The 14,072-nt window shown below is 54.3% G+C and carries 14 protein-coding genes and 1 other annotated feature; of the genes, 4 read left to right on the top strand and 10 right to left on the bottom strand.

What is annotated here, in order from left to right:
• Positions 1–55: 55 nt before the first annotated feature.
• The 3 genes from D3H35_RS12160 to D3H35_RS12150 all read right to left on the bottom strand — a co-directional run bounded on the left by D3H35_RS12160 (position 56) and on the right by D3H35_RS12150 (position 4,067).
• A complete protein-coding gene (locus D3H35_RS12160; protein ID WP_267901388.1) occupies positions 56–634 on the bottom strand; it encodes a TetR/AcrR family transcriptional regulator in 579 nt (192 codons plus the stop codon).
• Positions 635–804: 170 nt separating this feature from the next.
• Positions 805–2,787, bottom strand: a complete 1,983-nt coding sequence (locus D3H35_RS12155) for an acyltransferase family protein (RefSeq protein ID WP_119149619.1) — start codon at positions 2,785–2,787, stop codon at positions 805–807.
• 680 nt (positions 2,788–3,467) lie between these two features.
• Entirely contained in the window at positions 3,468–4,067 is a 600-nt protein-coding gene (locus tag D3H35_RS12150) for a nitroreductase family protein (protein WP_119149618.1), read from the bottom strand.
• A 143-nt stretch (positions 4,068–4,210) separates the two neighbouring features.
• On the opposite strand from D3H35_RS12150, the gene D3H35_RS12145 reads away from it, so the two are divergent.
• Positions 4,211–4,567 (top strand): winged helix-turn-helix transcriptional regulator, encoded by a 357-nt coding sequence (locus D3H35_RS12145; protein ID WP_233567898.1) that lies wholly within the window; start codon positions 4,211–4,213, stop codon positions 4,565–4,567.
• 40 nt (positions 4,568–4,607) lie between these two features.
• On the opposite strand, the gene D3H35_RS12140 is transcribed toward D3H35_RS12145, so the two are convergent.
• Together D3H35_RS12140 and D3H35_RS12135 are read right to left on the bottom strand one after the other, a co-directional pair.
• Positions 4,608–5,687 (bottom strand): M42 family metallopeptidase, encoded by a 1,080-nt coding sequence (locus D3H35_RS12140; protein WP_119149616.1) that lies wholly within the window; start codon positions 5,685–5,687, stop codon positions 4,608–4,610.
• A gap of 28 nt (positions 5,688–5,715) precedes the next feature.
• Positions 5,716–6,699 (bottom strand): Gfo/Idh/MocA family protein, encoded by a 984-nt coding sequence (locus tag D3H35_RS12135; RefSeq protein WP_119149731.1) that lies wholly within the window; start codon positions 6,697–6,699, stop codon positions 5,716–5,718.
• Positions 6,700–7,151: 452 nt separating this feature from the next.
• Here D3H35_RS12135 and D3H35_RS34130 point away from each other — a divergent pair, with 452 nt between their 5' ends.
• Positions 7,152–7,295 carry a hypothetical protein gene (locus D3H35_RS34130; RefSeq protein ID WP_325050059.1) on the top strand — a complete coding sequence of 48 codons (144 nt, stop codon included), beginning with the start codon at positions 7,152–7,154 and terminating at the stop codon, positions 7,293–7,295.
• A 38-nt stretch (positions 7,296–7,333) separates the two neighbouring features.
• Complete coding sequence (locus tag D3H35_RS12130) at positions 7,334–8,932, top strand: heavy metal translocating P-type ATPase (RefSeq protein ID WP_325050058.1); 1,599 nt, start codon at positions 7,334–7,336, stop codon at positions 8,930–8,932.
• A 90-nt stretch (positions 8,933–9,022) separates the two neighbouring features.
• Here D3H35_RS12130 and tyrS read toward each other — a convergent pair whose 3' ends face one another.
• The 4 genes from tyrS to D3H35_RS12105 all read right to left on the bottom strand — a co-directional run bounded on the left by tyrS (position 9,023) and on the right by D3H35_RS12105 (position 11,904).
• On the bottom strand, positions 9,023–10,303 hold the full coding sequence (gene tyrS / locus D3H35_RS12125) for a tyrosine--tRNA ligase (RefSeq protein ID WP_325050057.1): 1,281 nt from the start codon (positions 10,301–10,303) through the stop codon (positions 9,023–9,025).
• A 50-nt stretch (positions 10,304–10,353) separates the two neighbouring features.
• Positions 10,354–10,584: a binding site (T-box leader), on the bottom strand.
• 64 nt (positions 10,585–10,648) lie between these two features.
• On the bottom strand, positions 10,649–10,927 hold the full coding sequence (locus D3H35_RS12115) for an N-acetyltransferase (protein ID WP_119149614.1): 279 nt from the start codon (positions 10,925–10,927) through the stop codon (positions 10,649–10,651).
• Between the two features lie 8 nt (positions 10,928–10,935).
• On the bottom strand, positions 10,936–11,199 hold the full coding sequence (locus D3H35_RS12110) for a hypothetical protein (RefSeq protein WP_119149613.1): 264 nt from the start codon (positions 11,197–11,199) through the stop codon (positions 10,936–10,938).
• 75 nt (positions 11,200–11,274) lie between these two features.
• Complete coding sequence (locus tag D3H35_RS12105) at positions 11,275–11,904, bottom strand: hypothetical protein (protein ID WP_119149612.1); 630 nt, start codon at positions 11,902–11,904, stop codon at positions 11,275–11,277.
• A gap of 94 nt (positions 11,905–11,998) precedes the next feature.
• On the opposite strand from D3H35_RS12105, the gene D3H35_RS12100 reads away from it, so the two are divergent.
• Positions 11,999–12,847, top strand: a complete 849-nt coding sequence (locus D3H35_RS12100) for an alpha/beta hydrolase (protein ID WP_233567897.1) — start codon at positions 11,999–12,001, stop codon at positions 12,845–12,847.
• Here the strand turns inward: D3H35_RS12100 and D3H35_RS12095 are convergent.
• Entirely contained in the window at positions 12,834–14,051 is a 1,218-nt protein-coding gene (locus tag D3H35_RS12095; RefSeq protein ID WP_233567896.1) for a D-alanyl-D-alanine carboxypeptidase family protein, read from the bottom strand. The genes D3H35_RS12100 and D3H35_RS12095 overlap by 14 nt on opposite strands.
• Between the last annotated feature and the right edge of the window lie 21 nt (positions 14,052–14,072).

Genomic DNA, 14,072 nt, shown 5'->3' with positions numbered 1-14,072 from the left:
TTAAAAAATTCTAAAGGTTCGAAACTTCCACCGCGAAAAAAACCAATCATCATAATCAGGCTAAGTACCGGTAAAAATAATGATTGAAAAACAGGTCAACCTGCTCCTCGACGGAGACGTTCGTCAGAAACTCCCGGTCATCGTCGGCACCCGCTTGCTTACGAGCGCATGCGGAGCGGAATGCGGGCGAGAATATCGCCGCGAAAATTTGCTGCATCATCGCAGAGGTCACTTTGGCGTTCGTTTCGCCCGTTATTTCCTCCAAGGTTGCGCGAATTTGCTCGAAGCCCTTCGTTTTGAAAAAGCTGACGTATTCCGCTTGGGATTCGGACATGCTTTCTTGCCCCTGACCGACCAGTCTTTTCATCAATTCCGGATGCTCCTGCAAGGAGCTCAAAATTTGAAGCAAAAATGATTTGAGCCGCGTAAGAGAATCGACTTCCCGGTTCTCCAACGCCGAGAACGCTTCGCGGAAGGAATCGAACTGAACCTTGATCGCTTCTCCGATAAGCTTTTCCTTAGAGCCAAAATAATAGTTGATGAGCGCAACGTTAGATCCGGCCAAAGCTGCGATCTTGCGGATGGTTACTTGCTCGATGCCGTCCGTCGCAATGAGGCTCAGAGTCGCGTTCAGTATCTTTTGCTTAGTCGTGGTCGTTCACCTCGGAGTTAAACACTGTTTAAAACATGATTAAATGTAATCCCAAACCGCCAATCTGTCAACCCTTCGGCGCAAGAAAACGGAACGCATAAGCGTTCCGTTTTCCGAGAGCCCGTCTATTGGCTGCCGCATCCGCACTCCCGCTAGTTAGGCAAGGAATCGGCAACGAGCTTCGCGTAAGCTTCGGCTCCCTTGAGCTTCAGGTGTACGCCGTCCTTTGCGAACCATTCCGCTTTGTCGGCGCTGAAGGCGTACCAATCGATAAGCGTAACATTATCGTGTTCGGCAGCGGCTTTGCTGAGCGCCGAATTGACCGTATCTTGCCACTTGCGGGGCACGCGGGTGTTAACGAGCACGATACGGCGATCTTTCCCGATCGTATCGATCAGCTTGTTCATCTGCTTCGCTGTAAAAGAACCGTTCGTGCCCAATTCGATAATAACGAGGTTCCCCAGCTTTTTCTCAGCGAGCAATCCATCGACGACTTCCTGCGCTTTCGACATTTGCCGTCCGACCTTCCCGTCGATTAGGATTCCCTGGACAAGCTTCTTTAAGTAAGGCTCCGCGTCAAGCAACACCGAATCTCCTATAGCGGTAATTCCTCCGGCTCCCTCGACCGGTTTTTCTGCGCCCGGAGAAGGCTTTGAATCCGACGAATCCGGCATAGGCTTCGGAGGCTTCACGACCGGCTTAGCCGTCGGCGAAGGGCCCGGAGAGTCCTTCGAAGGCGATGGCTTCGGCGACGGCGCAGGCTCGGCCTGTGCTGCCGAGGGCGCAGGAAATGCCGGCACGGTTGGATTTGTCGTGTCCGGTACATCAACCGGGCCCGATGCTTCCGGCGATGCCGAAGAATCGTCCGATACCGCAGGCTGTTTGCCGGAATCGGCGGAAACGCTCGGATGACCGTTGTTGCCATTCGTACAGGAGATACAGATCATGACGATCAAGCTGACAGTCAGCATCTTCGTCGACCTTTGTCGAAGCAGCCGCAGCCTTCCGGACCCGAGGCGGTCTTTCTTCCGAAGAATGGCCTTCCATGGCTTCCAACGGCCGCGACGGATCGGTTCTTCGACGTATTTGTAAGAGAATGCGGCCAATGCGACGCTTGCGGCTACTTGGAGCAACGCTCGAACGGCATCCGGCTCTCCGGTCGGAACAGCCGGTCCCGTCATGACGATGACCGGATAATGCCACAAGTAAATGCCGTACGATCGTACCCCCAGCCAGCGCAGCGGTTTGCAGCCAAGCAGCTTGCCGATCAAGCTGTATGGGCTCGCGACAGCTGCGATTACGAAGGCGACCGCCACCGACAGCACGACCATGCCTCCCTTGTACAGAGACTCGTCATATTCGCCTGTCGCAGCAAGCATGTAGACGGTGCAAGCAAGACCCGCGGCGCCTAAAGAGTCGATGATCAAGGCTCCTTTTCGCGAGAACGCACCCGCCAGCTTGCCGCTAGGCCATACGATCGCAAGCGCTGCACCGATCAGCAAGCCGAATGCGCGCGTATCCGTTCCATAGTAGACGCGGCTCGGGTCGGAGCCGGGTTCGTACAGAATGGCCATGGAAGCGAACGACAACGCGGCTCCCGCGAGGATGATCATCGCGACTTTGCCCCTCGAAGGCACGAGCATAAGGATGCCCGTCAATAACAAAGGCCATAGCAAGTAGAATTGCTCTTCCACCGCCAATGACCAGAGATGGCCGATCGGCGAAGGCGGTCCGAAGCTCTCGAAATAAGAAACATCGTGAAAAATTAAGTACCAGTTGCTCGAATAAGTCAGCGCGGACAACAAGTCCCCTTTTATGGATGCCAGTCGGCCGGAGTCGGTTATCGACAATACCGCGACGACGACAAGCATCATGAACAGCATTGCGGGCAGAAGTCTGCGCGCTCGCCGGATCCAGAACATTTTCAAATCGATTCGATTGTTCCGCTGCCGCTCCTCGACAAGCAAATCCGTAATGAGGTATCCGGACAGCACAAAGAACGCGCCTACTCCCAAGAGTCCTCCTGTGGCCCATCTCAAGTCGAGATGATAAGCGATAACCGCGAATACGGCTAACGTTCGGAGGCCATCCAACCCTGGCATGTAGCGCCGGTTGCCATGCTCGTTATTTTTCATATTAGCGGTCTCCTCCGCACTTCTTGACGCTTTGACGCTCGTTGCGCTTGCTCTTTCCTGTCGTAAATCCGAACCTTCCAAGGTGACTGCCGATTTCAAAGTCCATGTCCGTTCTTCCCTTTCGTCTTAATAATTGCTCAGCGTCAAGTACGGTAAAACCGCATTTCAACAAACATTCAGGTCCTTTCCAGCATGCCTCCTTTTTCTTTTGCTTTTACAATCGATTAGACGAAGCAAATCGCATTCGGGTTCAATGAAAAAAAGAGAAAAATGATAAAAATGAGAGAAATGTCGAAAAGTTTTTGGCGCCCATCAGCATCTATTCCTGCCGGGCAGCATTTCTCTCCAAAAGTATGCCAACTCGCCCCACTACTGGACGTATGAGCCATCTAACCGCCGCATGTATGGGAGCACGTACCACTGTTGCGCCTCCGAGCACACAAACCGCCGCATATATGGAAGCACGTACCACTGTTGCGCCTCCGAGCACACAAACCGCCGCATGTATGGGAGCACGTACCACTGTTGCGCCTCTCAGCACACAAACCGCCGCATGTATGGGAGCACGTACCACTGTTGCGCCTCTCGGCATGTCTTGACGAGACCAGACGCAAAATAGGACTATCCCCTTGGTCATAACAGACCTAAAAGGACAGTCCTATTGCCATCATATCTTTTAATTAGCTGAATACTTTGATTCGCTCTTCAAGCGGCTTGAATTGCTTTTCGCCGGCTGGTGCGACTGGAGTGCCGAACGGAAGCTGAGCTTCAAGCGACCAGGAAGCCGGTAGATTCCATTCCGCTTTTACTTTCTCGTCGATAATCGGGTTGTAGTGCTGCAGGCTCGCTCCGAGTCCTTCGCTTTCCAGCCCGGTCCAAACGACGAATTGATGCATAGCGCTCGTGTGGTGCGACCAGATCGGGAATTTGTCCTGGTACGACGGGAACGACGCCTGCAGCCCTTCGATGACGGATTTGTCTTCGAAGAACAGCACCGTACCGTAAGCGCCGCGGAAAGCGTCCATTTTTTGTTGGGTCGGCTCGAATTGGTTCGCGGGGACGATCCCTTTCAGTACTTCTGTCGTAATGTCCCATAGCTTGTTGTGTTGCTCTCCGAGCAGAAGCACAAGTCGTGCGCTTTGCGAGTTGAACGAAGAAGGCGTATGCTTGACGGCTTCCTCTACGATTTCCTGGATGCGCGCATCGGAAATAGGCGATTGTTTGCTTAGCGCGTACAACGAGCGACGCTCGCGTACCGCTGTCCAAAATTCTTTTGCCATTGGGATATTCCTCCAAACTGCGATATAATCTTCACAGTTGTTATTGTAAACTCGTTACTTTAGAATAGGAAGTACGCACATTTTTTTCATTCAGTAATATTTCTTATATCTACTTACCAACTTGTTAGGGAGTTGAATCAAGGATGTACATGAACGAGCAACAACAATCCGTATGTCTGAATCGGCTTCATCGCGTACTGGATCTATTCGGCGGAAAATGGTCATTCGAAGTGATAGCGCAGCTCTATAACGGATCGAGACGTTACCACCAATTGCAGCAGGCGCTGGAATCGATCAGCTCCAAAGCGTTGTCCGATACGCTTCGCCGCCTGGAGAGCGGCGGCATCGTCAAAAGAACCGTCTACGCGACCACTCCGGTGACCGTCGAATATTCGCTCACTCCCCAAGGCTTCGACTTCCGCCGCGTCATTAGCGAAATGAACGACTGGGCTGCCAAGTGGCTGCCGAACGAAGAAGAAGTCTCTTCCGTTCGGTTATAACCGTTAACACTTATTTACACCGCTGCATCTAGGCTTGGGCTTAACCCGTCGGTTGCATGACATAAGCGAGCAGCAAGGAAGCCGTCCCGAGGATCGCGTCAGCGTGCGTTCTTTCCATACCATGCGAAGAGTGAACGCCGGGCCCGATGAGAGCGGCGCGAATGTTGCTTCCTCCGCGAAGCGCGGCGGAAGCGTCGGAGCCGTAGTGCGGATAAATATCGACCGCATGCGCAATGCCCTCCCGCTTCGCAAGCTCGATCAGCCTTGTCGTCATTCCGTAATCGTAAGGGCCGGAGGAATCCTTCGCGCAGATGGAAACGTCGCGTTCGGTCGTCTGCAAGTCGTCGCCGATCGCGCCCATGTCGACAGCGATCATCTCGTCGATATCCGGCGGAAGGTAAGAGCTCCCGTGACCGACTTCTTCATAGGTAGAAAAAATAATTTTTACGTTCCGGGAAGGCTTCGAGCCCGATCTTTTCAGCCATTTCAACAAGCCGAACAGCGCCGCCACGCTGGCTTTGTCGTCCAGGTGCCTCGATTTTACCCACCCGTTCGGCAAAATGCGAGTGCGTGCATCCCAGGAAATGAAATCGCCGACCGAAATGCCCAATTTCTCGACATCTTCCTTCGTTCGAACCGATTCGTCGATCCGTATTTCCATATTCTCTTCTACTCGCTTCAAATCCCTCATATCCGAATAGACGTGAACGGAAGGCTTCGTCGACAGCACCGTACCTTCGTAACTTCTCCCGTCTCGCGTATGCACAAGGCAATACTCGCCCTCTACCGTATGCATGGAGTAGCCTCCGACCGGCGTGAACCGGATCATTCCCGTCGGCTTGATGGAACGCACCATGGCGCCAAGCGTGTCGACATGCGCGGTTAAACCGAGAGCAGCTCCTCCGCCAACACCTGTTATTGTAACGATCCCGTTGCCCTTCGGAGTCGTCTCCATTTCGTAGCCGAGCTTGCGGACTTCCTCTTCGACAACACTCATAACTTCCATGCAGAACCCGCTCGGGCTCGGCGTCCTCAGTAGCTTTTCCAATATTCCCAGCACATAATCCTTGTCCAATCCAGGCGAAAGCGGTCTTGCCGGATCAAGCTTGCCCTCTGTCATCAGCCTTCCTCCTCTCAGTCCTATTTCGTCAACGGTCCGCCGGAAACACAAGCCCGATTTGTTTGCGCGCCTCGTCCATCATTCTCAATACGGCAAGCGAAGTCGCGTGGGTGTTCACATCCGATTCGATTTTCCCGCTTCTAATGCATTCTATAAAATGATTAACCTCATAAAACATCGAAGGCTTGTCCGCCACGCTGCCGATTTGTTCCGACCGCCCGTCCCGGTACTGGATCGTTACGCGACCGGGCTCGCTGATTTTATCGATCAGAATGCTGCCAAGCTCACCCTGAATCTCGTTCGCGACCGCCGAATCCGATATTTTCGAATAAGGAACGACCGCTTCCATCCCTTCGTACTTCGCAAGTATCGTTCCCTGGCCGTCCACGCCGGATTCGAGCAGGTAGGCGCTGGCCGTCAACGATTGCGGCTCGCCAAAAAGAAGGACGAGCGGATAAAGTCCATAGACGCCGAGGTCCATGAGCGCCCCGTTCGAATACTCCGGCTTGAAAGCGTTCAGCACAATTCCTTCCTTGTACGAATCGTAACGCGAGGAATATTGGCAATAGCCTCCCGAATATCGGCGAACCGGACCGATCTTGCTTAGATTATCGCGAATGGCGTTCATACTAGGCAGGAACGAGCTTTTCATCGCTTCCATCAGAAGAACGCCATGCTCCCTCGCCGTCAGGGACATTCGCTCGAATTCAGCCGCATTGGAAGCTGCCGGCTTCTCACAAAGAACGTGAACTCCCCTTTTCATGCACTCGATCGCATGTTCCGAATGCATGGAATTCGGACTGGCTACATATACGGCGTCAACCTCGGAGCAGCCGGCCAATTCCGCTATATCGGTGAACACGTGCGCCGCTCCATATTTATCCGCAAATTCCCGACCTTTCGCTTCCGTCCGCGAATAGACGGCCGTTAGTTTGAAATTTTCGCAGTGCCCAGCCGCCTGTACAAATCGATCCGTAATCCAATTGGTCCCAATAACGCCGAATCGTATCAATTTCGTTGCTCCTTCATGTTCATATGGCATGATCGCCCTTTTATTTTAACGGCGAAGCGAGATCGGAACAACCTCCCGGCGAGATACTATATTATCGTTTCGATGCAGACGGTATAAATTTCTTTGACAAATCCAGGCACAAAGTAATATCATATGAACAAGTATTCATTTGTTAATAAGAAACGAGGTCATCTTATGAGTCGAGCTTCGAACGACGATCATGCGACAGGATCGTGCAAACATTGCGAACCATTGCAGTCCAAGCGTCACAATCACGAGCACTCTCGCCAAGGGCACTCCCATGAAGGACACTCACACGCTGGACATTCGCACCATGAGCATTCTCATGAAGAGCACTCCCACTCCCATAACCACGACAGCGGAACGAAGACAATCGCACTTCTATTGATTTCGGTCGCACTGTACATCGTTGCCGTGTTAATGAATAGCCGGTGCCGGACGCCGTTATTATTCCCGTTTATTTGGTCACGATGGCTATTAGCGGCGGGCCGACATTCGTTCGTGGCTTAGTTAAGCTGTTCCGGCTTAAATTCGATATCGATTCGCTGATGACGATCGCTCTTGTCGGGCGGTAGCTATCGGCGACTGGAAAGAAGCGTCGCTTGTCGCTATCTTGTTCGGCTTGAACGAGCTGCTTGAGGGCTACGGCTCCAATAAAGCGCGGCGGTCGATGGAGACATTGCTCGACTCTGCACCGAAGGAAGCGATCCGGCTCGATCCGGTCACCAACTCGGAGACGGTCTTACCCATTGATCAGCTGAAGGTCGGAGATATCGTTATCGTCAAGCCCGGCTCCTCCATACCTTCCGACGGCACCGTGTCGCGCGGCGTCAGCTCGGTGAACGAAGCGGCCATTACGGGAGAATCGCTGCCGGTCGACAAGTCGGAAGGAGACTCTGTCTTTGGAGGCAGCCTCAACAACGAAGGCATTCTTCAAGTCCGCATCGAAAAAGAGTATGCCGACTCCTCCCTGTCCCGAATGCTGCACCTCGTTCAGGAAGCCCAGGAGACGAAAACTCCGACGGAATTGTTCATCAATCGCTTCGCCAGGTACTACACCCCTTTCATCATGATCGCGGCATTGCTTGTCCTGCTCGTCCCTCCGCTCGCTTTCGGCGGGGAATGGAAAAAATGGCTGTACGAAGCGCTGGCCGTTCTTATTGTTGGATGTCCGTGCGCGCTCATCCTGTCTTCGCCGGTCGCCATCCTGTCGGGAATTACGAGAACGGCCCGTAATGGCATTCTCATCAAAGGAGGCGCATTTCTTGAGCAGCTAGGCAAACTGGATACGATCGCCTTTGACAAAACAGGAACTCTGACCAAGGGCGAGCCGCGCGTCGAGCGCACGATCGTATACGACCCCGATCGGTTCTATCCCGTCGCGGGAGCCATTGAAAGAACGTCCTCTCATCCGCTGTCCAAAGCGATCATGAGAGAGCTTTCCCGCTTCGAAAGCGAGACTTGGGAAATGGAGCGAATCGAAACGGTCGCCGGAGTCGGCGTCTTTGGCTGGAGAGATGGAGCCGAGTACCGAATCGGCAATGAGAAGAGTGTGTCCGCGCTGGCGTTGACGGAATCGACCGTCGCTGCTATTCGCGAATTCAAGGATGAAGGTCTTACTCTTGTCATCGTATCGGACGCACAAAACGTACTCGGCCTCTTCGGAGTAGCGGACGAAATAAGGGCGGAGAGCGCCCAGGCTATCCGGGAGCTTAATGGAATGGGCATCCGTACCGTGATGCTGACAGGCGACCATGCGCGCAGCGCAGATAAAGTCGCCTCAGCCGTTGGCATCCAACAATGGCATGCCGCCTTGCTGCCGGAAAACAAAGCAACCATTATCCGCGACTTGGCCGAAAGCGCAACGGTTGGAATGGTGGGCGACGGCATTAACGACGCTCCCGCTCTAGCGTCCGCCCAGCTCGGAATCGCGATGGGCAAAGGAACGGACGCCGCCATCGAGACGGCCGATATGGTGCTGATGCAGGATCACCTCGGCAAGCTTCCCGAGGCGATTCGAACCGGACGCCAAGTGAACCGAATTATCCGGTTCAACATCGGAGTCGCGCTCGGTCTGAAGCTGCTCGCCCTCGCGCTGGCCGTTCCCGGCTTGCTCACGTTATGGATCGCCATCCTGTCGGACATGGGTGCGACGGTATTCGTCACCCTCGTAAGTCTGACCCTGCTTCTGCGGAGCCCGCGGACTCCGTAACGCAAAGACGGCTAAACGATCGCGCAACAAAGAAGGTTCCCCTCTTGTCGGTTCGGACAAGTGAGGAACCTTCTTCATTGTTGCAGACGATTAACGGTATTGCACGAGGAAATAGTTCTTTTTGCCTCGGCGGAGAACGACGTACTTGCCGTGCAGCCTGTAGTCGGAGCTTACCGCAAGCTCCGCTTCTTTCAGCCGTTCGCCGTTGATGTAGACGGCGCCGCTCTCAATATCCTGCTTCGCTTGGCGCTTCGACGGCGCGGCTCCGGCCGCGATGACGAAATCAAGCAGCGGCAGCGGCTCGCCGTCTTCCAGCAGGACGGACGGAACGCCGTCCAACGCTTCGACGAGCTCGCTTTCGCTCAGCAGCTTGACGTCGCCGGAGAAGAGCGCCTGCGAAATTTTCTCGGCGCTGACAACCGCTTCTTGCCCATGTACCAGACCGGTCACTTCGCGAGCGAGCGTACGTTGCGCGGCCCGCTGCTCCGGACGCTCGCGCAGCTCCGCTTCGAGCTCTTCGATCTGCTCGCGAGTCAGGAAGGTGAAGTATTTGAGAAACTTGATAACGTCGTTGTCGTCTGTGTTCAGCCAAAATTGATAGAACTGGTACGCGCTCGTCTTGTTCCGATCAAGCCAGACCGCGCCGGACTCGGACTTGCCGAACTTCTTGCCGTCGCTCTTCGTGACGAGCGGCATTGTGAAGCCGAACGATTTGGTGCCGCCCATCTTGCCGATCAGGTCGAGCCCGGCCGTAATATTGCCCCATTGGTCGCTTCCGCCGATTTGCAGCGAGCAGCCGAAATCCTTGTTCAGCTTGAAGAAGTCGTAAGACTGCAAAATCATGTAACTGAATTCCGTGAACGAGATGCCGCTTTCCATTCGCGAGTTGACGGAATCCTTCGCCAGCATATAGTTGACGGTGAAGTTCTTGCCAATGTCCCGCAGGAACGTAATGACGTCGAGCGGCGCGAGCCAATCGTAGTTGCTGGCCATGACCGCCGGGTTAACGTCCGTCTCGAAATCGAGGAAGGAAGATAGCTGCTCCTTCAGGCGCTCCGTCCATTGGGCGACCGTATCCGACGTATTCAGGGAGCGCTCGGTCGATCGTCCGCTCGGATCGCCGATCAAGCCCGTTCCGCCGCCTACGAGAGCGATCGGCAAATGTCCGGCAAGTTGAAAACGGCGCAAGCACAATACAGGCAGCAGGTGACCGATATGCAGACTGTCCGCCGTCGGATCGAAGCCGCTGTAAAGCTTGACCCTCTCGTTTTGCAATTTTTCCAACAAGCCTTCGCGGTCCGTCAACTGATAAATCAGACCCCGGTATTCCAAATCCTCAATAAACGTCAGTGCTGCAACCTTGTCGCTCATCGTTCTCTCTCCTCCGACTGAAAATACAAAAAAGACCCGTCCTTGCCTAAGCAAGGGACGAGTCATCGCGGTACCACCCTAGTTGGAAAAGCGCCAGGCGCCTTCCCCTCTCGAAACGGATAACGGCCGTCAACCGTCGCGTCCTTCCGCCAAAAGCAGACGGGTTCGGATCGCAATGCTCGGGGACGTAATTCGCATTCGGCCTCGTACCGGCTTGCACCAACCGCCGGCTCTCTGGAACGTGCGGAACGAACGCTACTGCTTCCCTTCAACGCGCATGGGATGAACTTTGATTCACTATAATTCATCGGGCTCGCTTTTGTCAAATGGTCGAAACGGCCGGAGTTATTTGCGAAAAGCCCGGTTGTGATAAGACGTAATGTGCCCGAACAGCCTCTTGCCGTCCTCCGGCATAGAGCTGTCCGAATCGAGCTTGGCGTACATAGCCCGATAAGTCTCCGGCACCCACACGTACCGGTGAACATAATCCGTCAACGTAAAGCCGCAACGTTCCCAGAAGCGAATTCTGCTCCGGTTCTCTTCGTTATCCTCGGCTTCCACCTCGACAATGATTCCCTGCACCCGGCCATCCGATTTTGCCCATTGCCGGATTGCTCCCACCATCTCGCCGCCTATGCCCAGGCGCGGGCGTCCTCACTTACCGCTACATAGTCGATGAGGAGCAAATTGCCCGTTGTTCCGGAGATCGCCATCGCCAACAATTCGGGATCGCCGTCTCCGTCTTTGATAAGGAGGTGCAGATGCGCCATCCTCCGGTCGAACATAGCCGAAATAACGGAATCGGGCTTGCGCCCATGGGGAAAAGCGCCATCGTAGATCCGGTGAGCCTGCGGCCACCATCGATCATCAAGACGATCCAGCGTCATCATTCTCATGCCATCCCGCCGCCTTGTCCGAAAAAAGAATCAAACCTCCGAATTCGCCGAGGCAAATGGGAGGTTTGGCTTTGTTTAGGGTTGCCCCAGGCCGTGCTCGTCGCGAATTCGATACAACCCGTTAATGATTATATCGGCCGGATCCCGATTCAACAAATAATGGATCATCAGAATTGGAATCGGAACGGCGCATACGTTGTTGCCCTCTGTAATAGCTTGGAAGCCGGATTCCAGAACGGGACCGTATTGCTCGTGCAAATCCAACTGAATATGAATGATTTCCGGCTCGAATTCTTCCTGCACGGCTTTTCTGCAATGCGGAATTAACTCGTTGTCGATCAAATGCGTGACATCGTCCTCGGACTGCGGAGGCTGCGGAAGAGGCTTGCCTCCCTCCGTCTCCATCAAATCGACGAAGAACGAAGACAGGTACGTCGCTGCGTTCGTACCCTTTTGGAACTTATTGAGAAGCTCATTCAAGAAAAATCCGCACGAATAAACGTGCCCTTGCTCATTTTTCACATGGAAAACAAGAAGCGGGCCGAACTGCTCGTGGTTCATAATCTGGCCGTCGACTTCGTTGTCCGGAAACCCGCTTTTGATTGCGGTGATGCTATGCTGATATACTTGAGTCAGCAGCCTCATCATTTCCGCTTGCTTTTCCACTTCTTCCGTTTTTTCCGGCGTTTGGTTTTCCGTTGTCATATATCATCACCGTTGTTCATCATACCATTTCGACTATCGCACAACAAGTGACAAGGATTCCGGGCATTCTAAAAAATCGACGAGGTGAAAGCTCTTGAGCTATCGGGAATACGATCGAACATGCGAAGACGGCACGAATCAATTCATTTGCGAATGGGTTCCAGTCGATTTGGAACGGCCGCTGGGAATGATCGGACTCGTGCACGGCATGGGCGAGCATATGGGCCGCTACGGCCATGTGGGCGAGATGTTCGCGCAGACCGGCTATGTCGTATTCGGCTTTGATCAACGCGGGCATGGACGCACGGAAGGCAAGCGCGGGCATACGCCTTCCTACGAGGCGCTCCTGGAAGGCATCGACTGGATGCTGACGCAAATGCGAAGCCGATATCCCGGAGTACCGGTCTTTTTGTACGGCCACAGCATGGGCGGCAATCTTACCCTGAACTACGTTCTGCGAAAACAGCCCGAATTGGCCGGTGCCATCGTCAGCGGGCCGTGGCTGAAGCTCGCCTTCGCCCCGCCTTCGCTGTCTCTCATCGTCGGTAGACTGGTGGAAAATGTGTTTCCGTCTTATATGAACGATCGCCCGATTTCCACGGATCGGCTGACTTCCGACCCCGATATGGCGGCCATGATTCGAGGCGACCGGCTGGGCCACGGTCAAATTACGGCGAAATACTTTTTCAGCATACATCGATCGGGACTGTGGGCATTGAACCATGCGAGCGAGCTTCGAATTCCGTTACTTCTTATGCATGGCGGCGACGACAGTGTCACTTCGATAGAAGCGAGCCGGAAATTCGCCGACCATGCGGGCCCGCGGTGCATGTTCGTGGAGTGGCCGGGCTTCAAGCACGAGCTGCATAACGAAAAAGACCGCGAAGCGGTCTTTGCGTTCATCAGGCGTTGGTTGGAAGAGAGAACGTCTACAGCGATTTGATTCTCCTCTTCTTCCGGACTCGCAAAACGACGATCGCGCAAAAAACGGCCAGAGCGACAAGAGTGATGACCGAAACCGGATTTCGACGGTGACCGGGAGCGCTGTCCTCCGAGGCCGCCGCATCGCTCGAAGAGATCCTGACCGATTCCGCCGGTTTCACTTGTTCGAGCTGGGCAACAACCTGGGCACCCGTGGCCGACGACATCCATAGCCGTCCGTCCTCTCCGACGGACAGCTGCGGCTGGATATCGTTCCGGACAAGCGGTGACAAAGACGAGACCGCCTTGAATTCCAAGGCGGACTCGCCGCTCCCGGCGGCAAACACGTCCCCCGCCTTCACGAGCTCGCGGGGCTCGAAGGCAGCGAATCCGTAATCGAGCAGCTTTTTCATATCGTCGTACACCGCATTGCTGCTCGGAGCCTTCAGAACGACCCCGATCAAGCTTTTCGTTCCGCGAGCAGCCGAAGCGACCAGCGTGCTGCCCGCCGCTACCGTATAACCGTTCTTAATGCCGGTCGCGCCTTCGTACGTACCGATAAGCTTGTTATGATTAATTAGGCTGGACTGCCATTCGAGACCGTTCCAGGCCATTTTTTTCGTGGAAACGATCGCTCGAAACGTCGGATTTTGCATGGCATATTTCGCTATGACCGCCATATCCGAAGCCGTCGTATAATGGTCCTCGTCCGGTAGTCCCGACGGATTCGTGAAATGAGTGCCGGTCAGCCCCAGCTTCCCCGAGACGAATTCGTTCATTCTGTTCGAGAAAGCTTCCTTCGAGCCGTCGACATGCTCCGCAATCGCCGTCGCCGCGTCATTGCCCGAATTGAGCATCAAGCCGTACAGCAAATCTCCCATCGGCTTTTGTTCGCCTTCCGCCAAGTAAATCCGCGTTCCCTCTTCTTCCCTTGCCGTTCTCGACACGGTAACCGTCTCGTCCGGATCGGACGTTTCCAATGCCAGAATAGCGGTTACCATTTTCGTAATGCTCGCCGGGTACATCCGCGTATTCGCGTTTTTCCCGAATAGTGCGATTCCGGTATCCGCATCGATGAGAATAGCCGACTCCGATTGAATGGCAGGCTCGGACTGCACGGCAGAGCCGGGTTCGGCTCCAATCGGCGTTCCCGCCAACCCGCCGATCCCGACCAAGAAGACAACAATCGATAAGCCTGCTCTCGCATAACGATGCATTCTTCTCATGACTGCGATACCGTCCCTCAT

Origin of the sequence: Cohnella faecalis (genome assembly GCF_003570905.1) — a bacterium.
Classification (GTDB): Bacteria; Bacillota; Bacilli; order Paenibacillales; family Paenibacillaceae; genus Cohnella; species Cohnella faecalis.
Note: the sequence above shows the minus strand (reverse complement) of the source record. Positions and strands in the feature narration are given on the sequence as shown.

What these genes read in the sequence shown, in the direction of transcription:
- D3H35_RS12155 (WP_119149619.1), bottom strand. Translation starts at nt 2,787, where the DNA reads ATGAAAAATAACGAGCATGGCAACCGGCGCTACATGCCAGGGTTGGAT.
- D3H35_RS12150 (WP_119149618.1), bottom strand. Translation starts at nt 4,067, where the DNA reads ATGGCAAAAGAATTTTGGACAGCGGTACGCGAGCGTCGCTCGTTGTAC.
- D3H35_RS12145 (WP_233567898.1), top strand. Translation starts at nt 4,211, where the DNA reads ATGTACATGAACGAGCAACAACAATCCGTATGTCTGAATCGGCTTCAT.
- D3H35_RS12140 (WP_119149616.1), bottom strand. Translation starts at nt 5,687, where the DNA reads ATGACAGAGGGCAAGCTTGATCCGGCAAGACCGCTTTCGCCTGGATTG.
- tyrS (WP_325050057.1), bottom strand. Translation starts at nt 10,303, where the DNA reads ATGAGCGACAAGGTTGCAGCACTGACGTTTATTGAGGATTTGGAATAC.
- D3H35_RS12115 (WP_119149614.1), bottom strand. Translation starts at nt 10,927, where the DNA reads ATGGTGGGAGCAATCCGGCAATGGGCAAAATCGGATGGCCGGGTGCAG.
- D3H35_RS12110 (WP_119149613.1), bottom strand. Translation starts at nt 11,199, where the DNA reads ATGAGAATGATGACGCTGGATCGTCTTGATGATCGATGGTGGCCGCAG.
- D3H35_RS12105 (WP_119149612.1), bottom strand. Translation starts at nt 11,904, where the DNA reads ATGACAACGGAAAACCAAACGCCGGAAAAAACGGAAGAAGTGGAAAAG.
- D3H35_RS12095 (WP_233567896.1), bottom strand. Translation starts at nt 14,051, where the DNA reads ATGAGAAGAATGCATCGTTATGCGAGAGCAGGCTTATCGATTGTTGTC.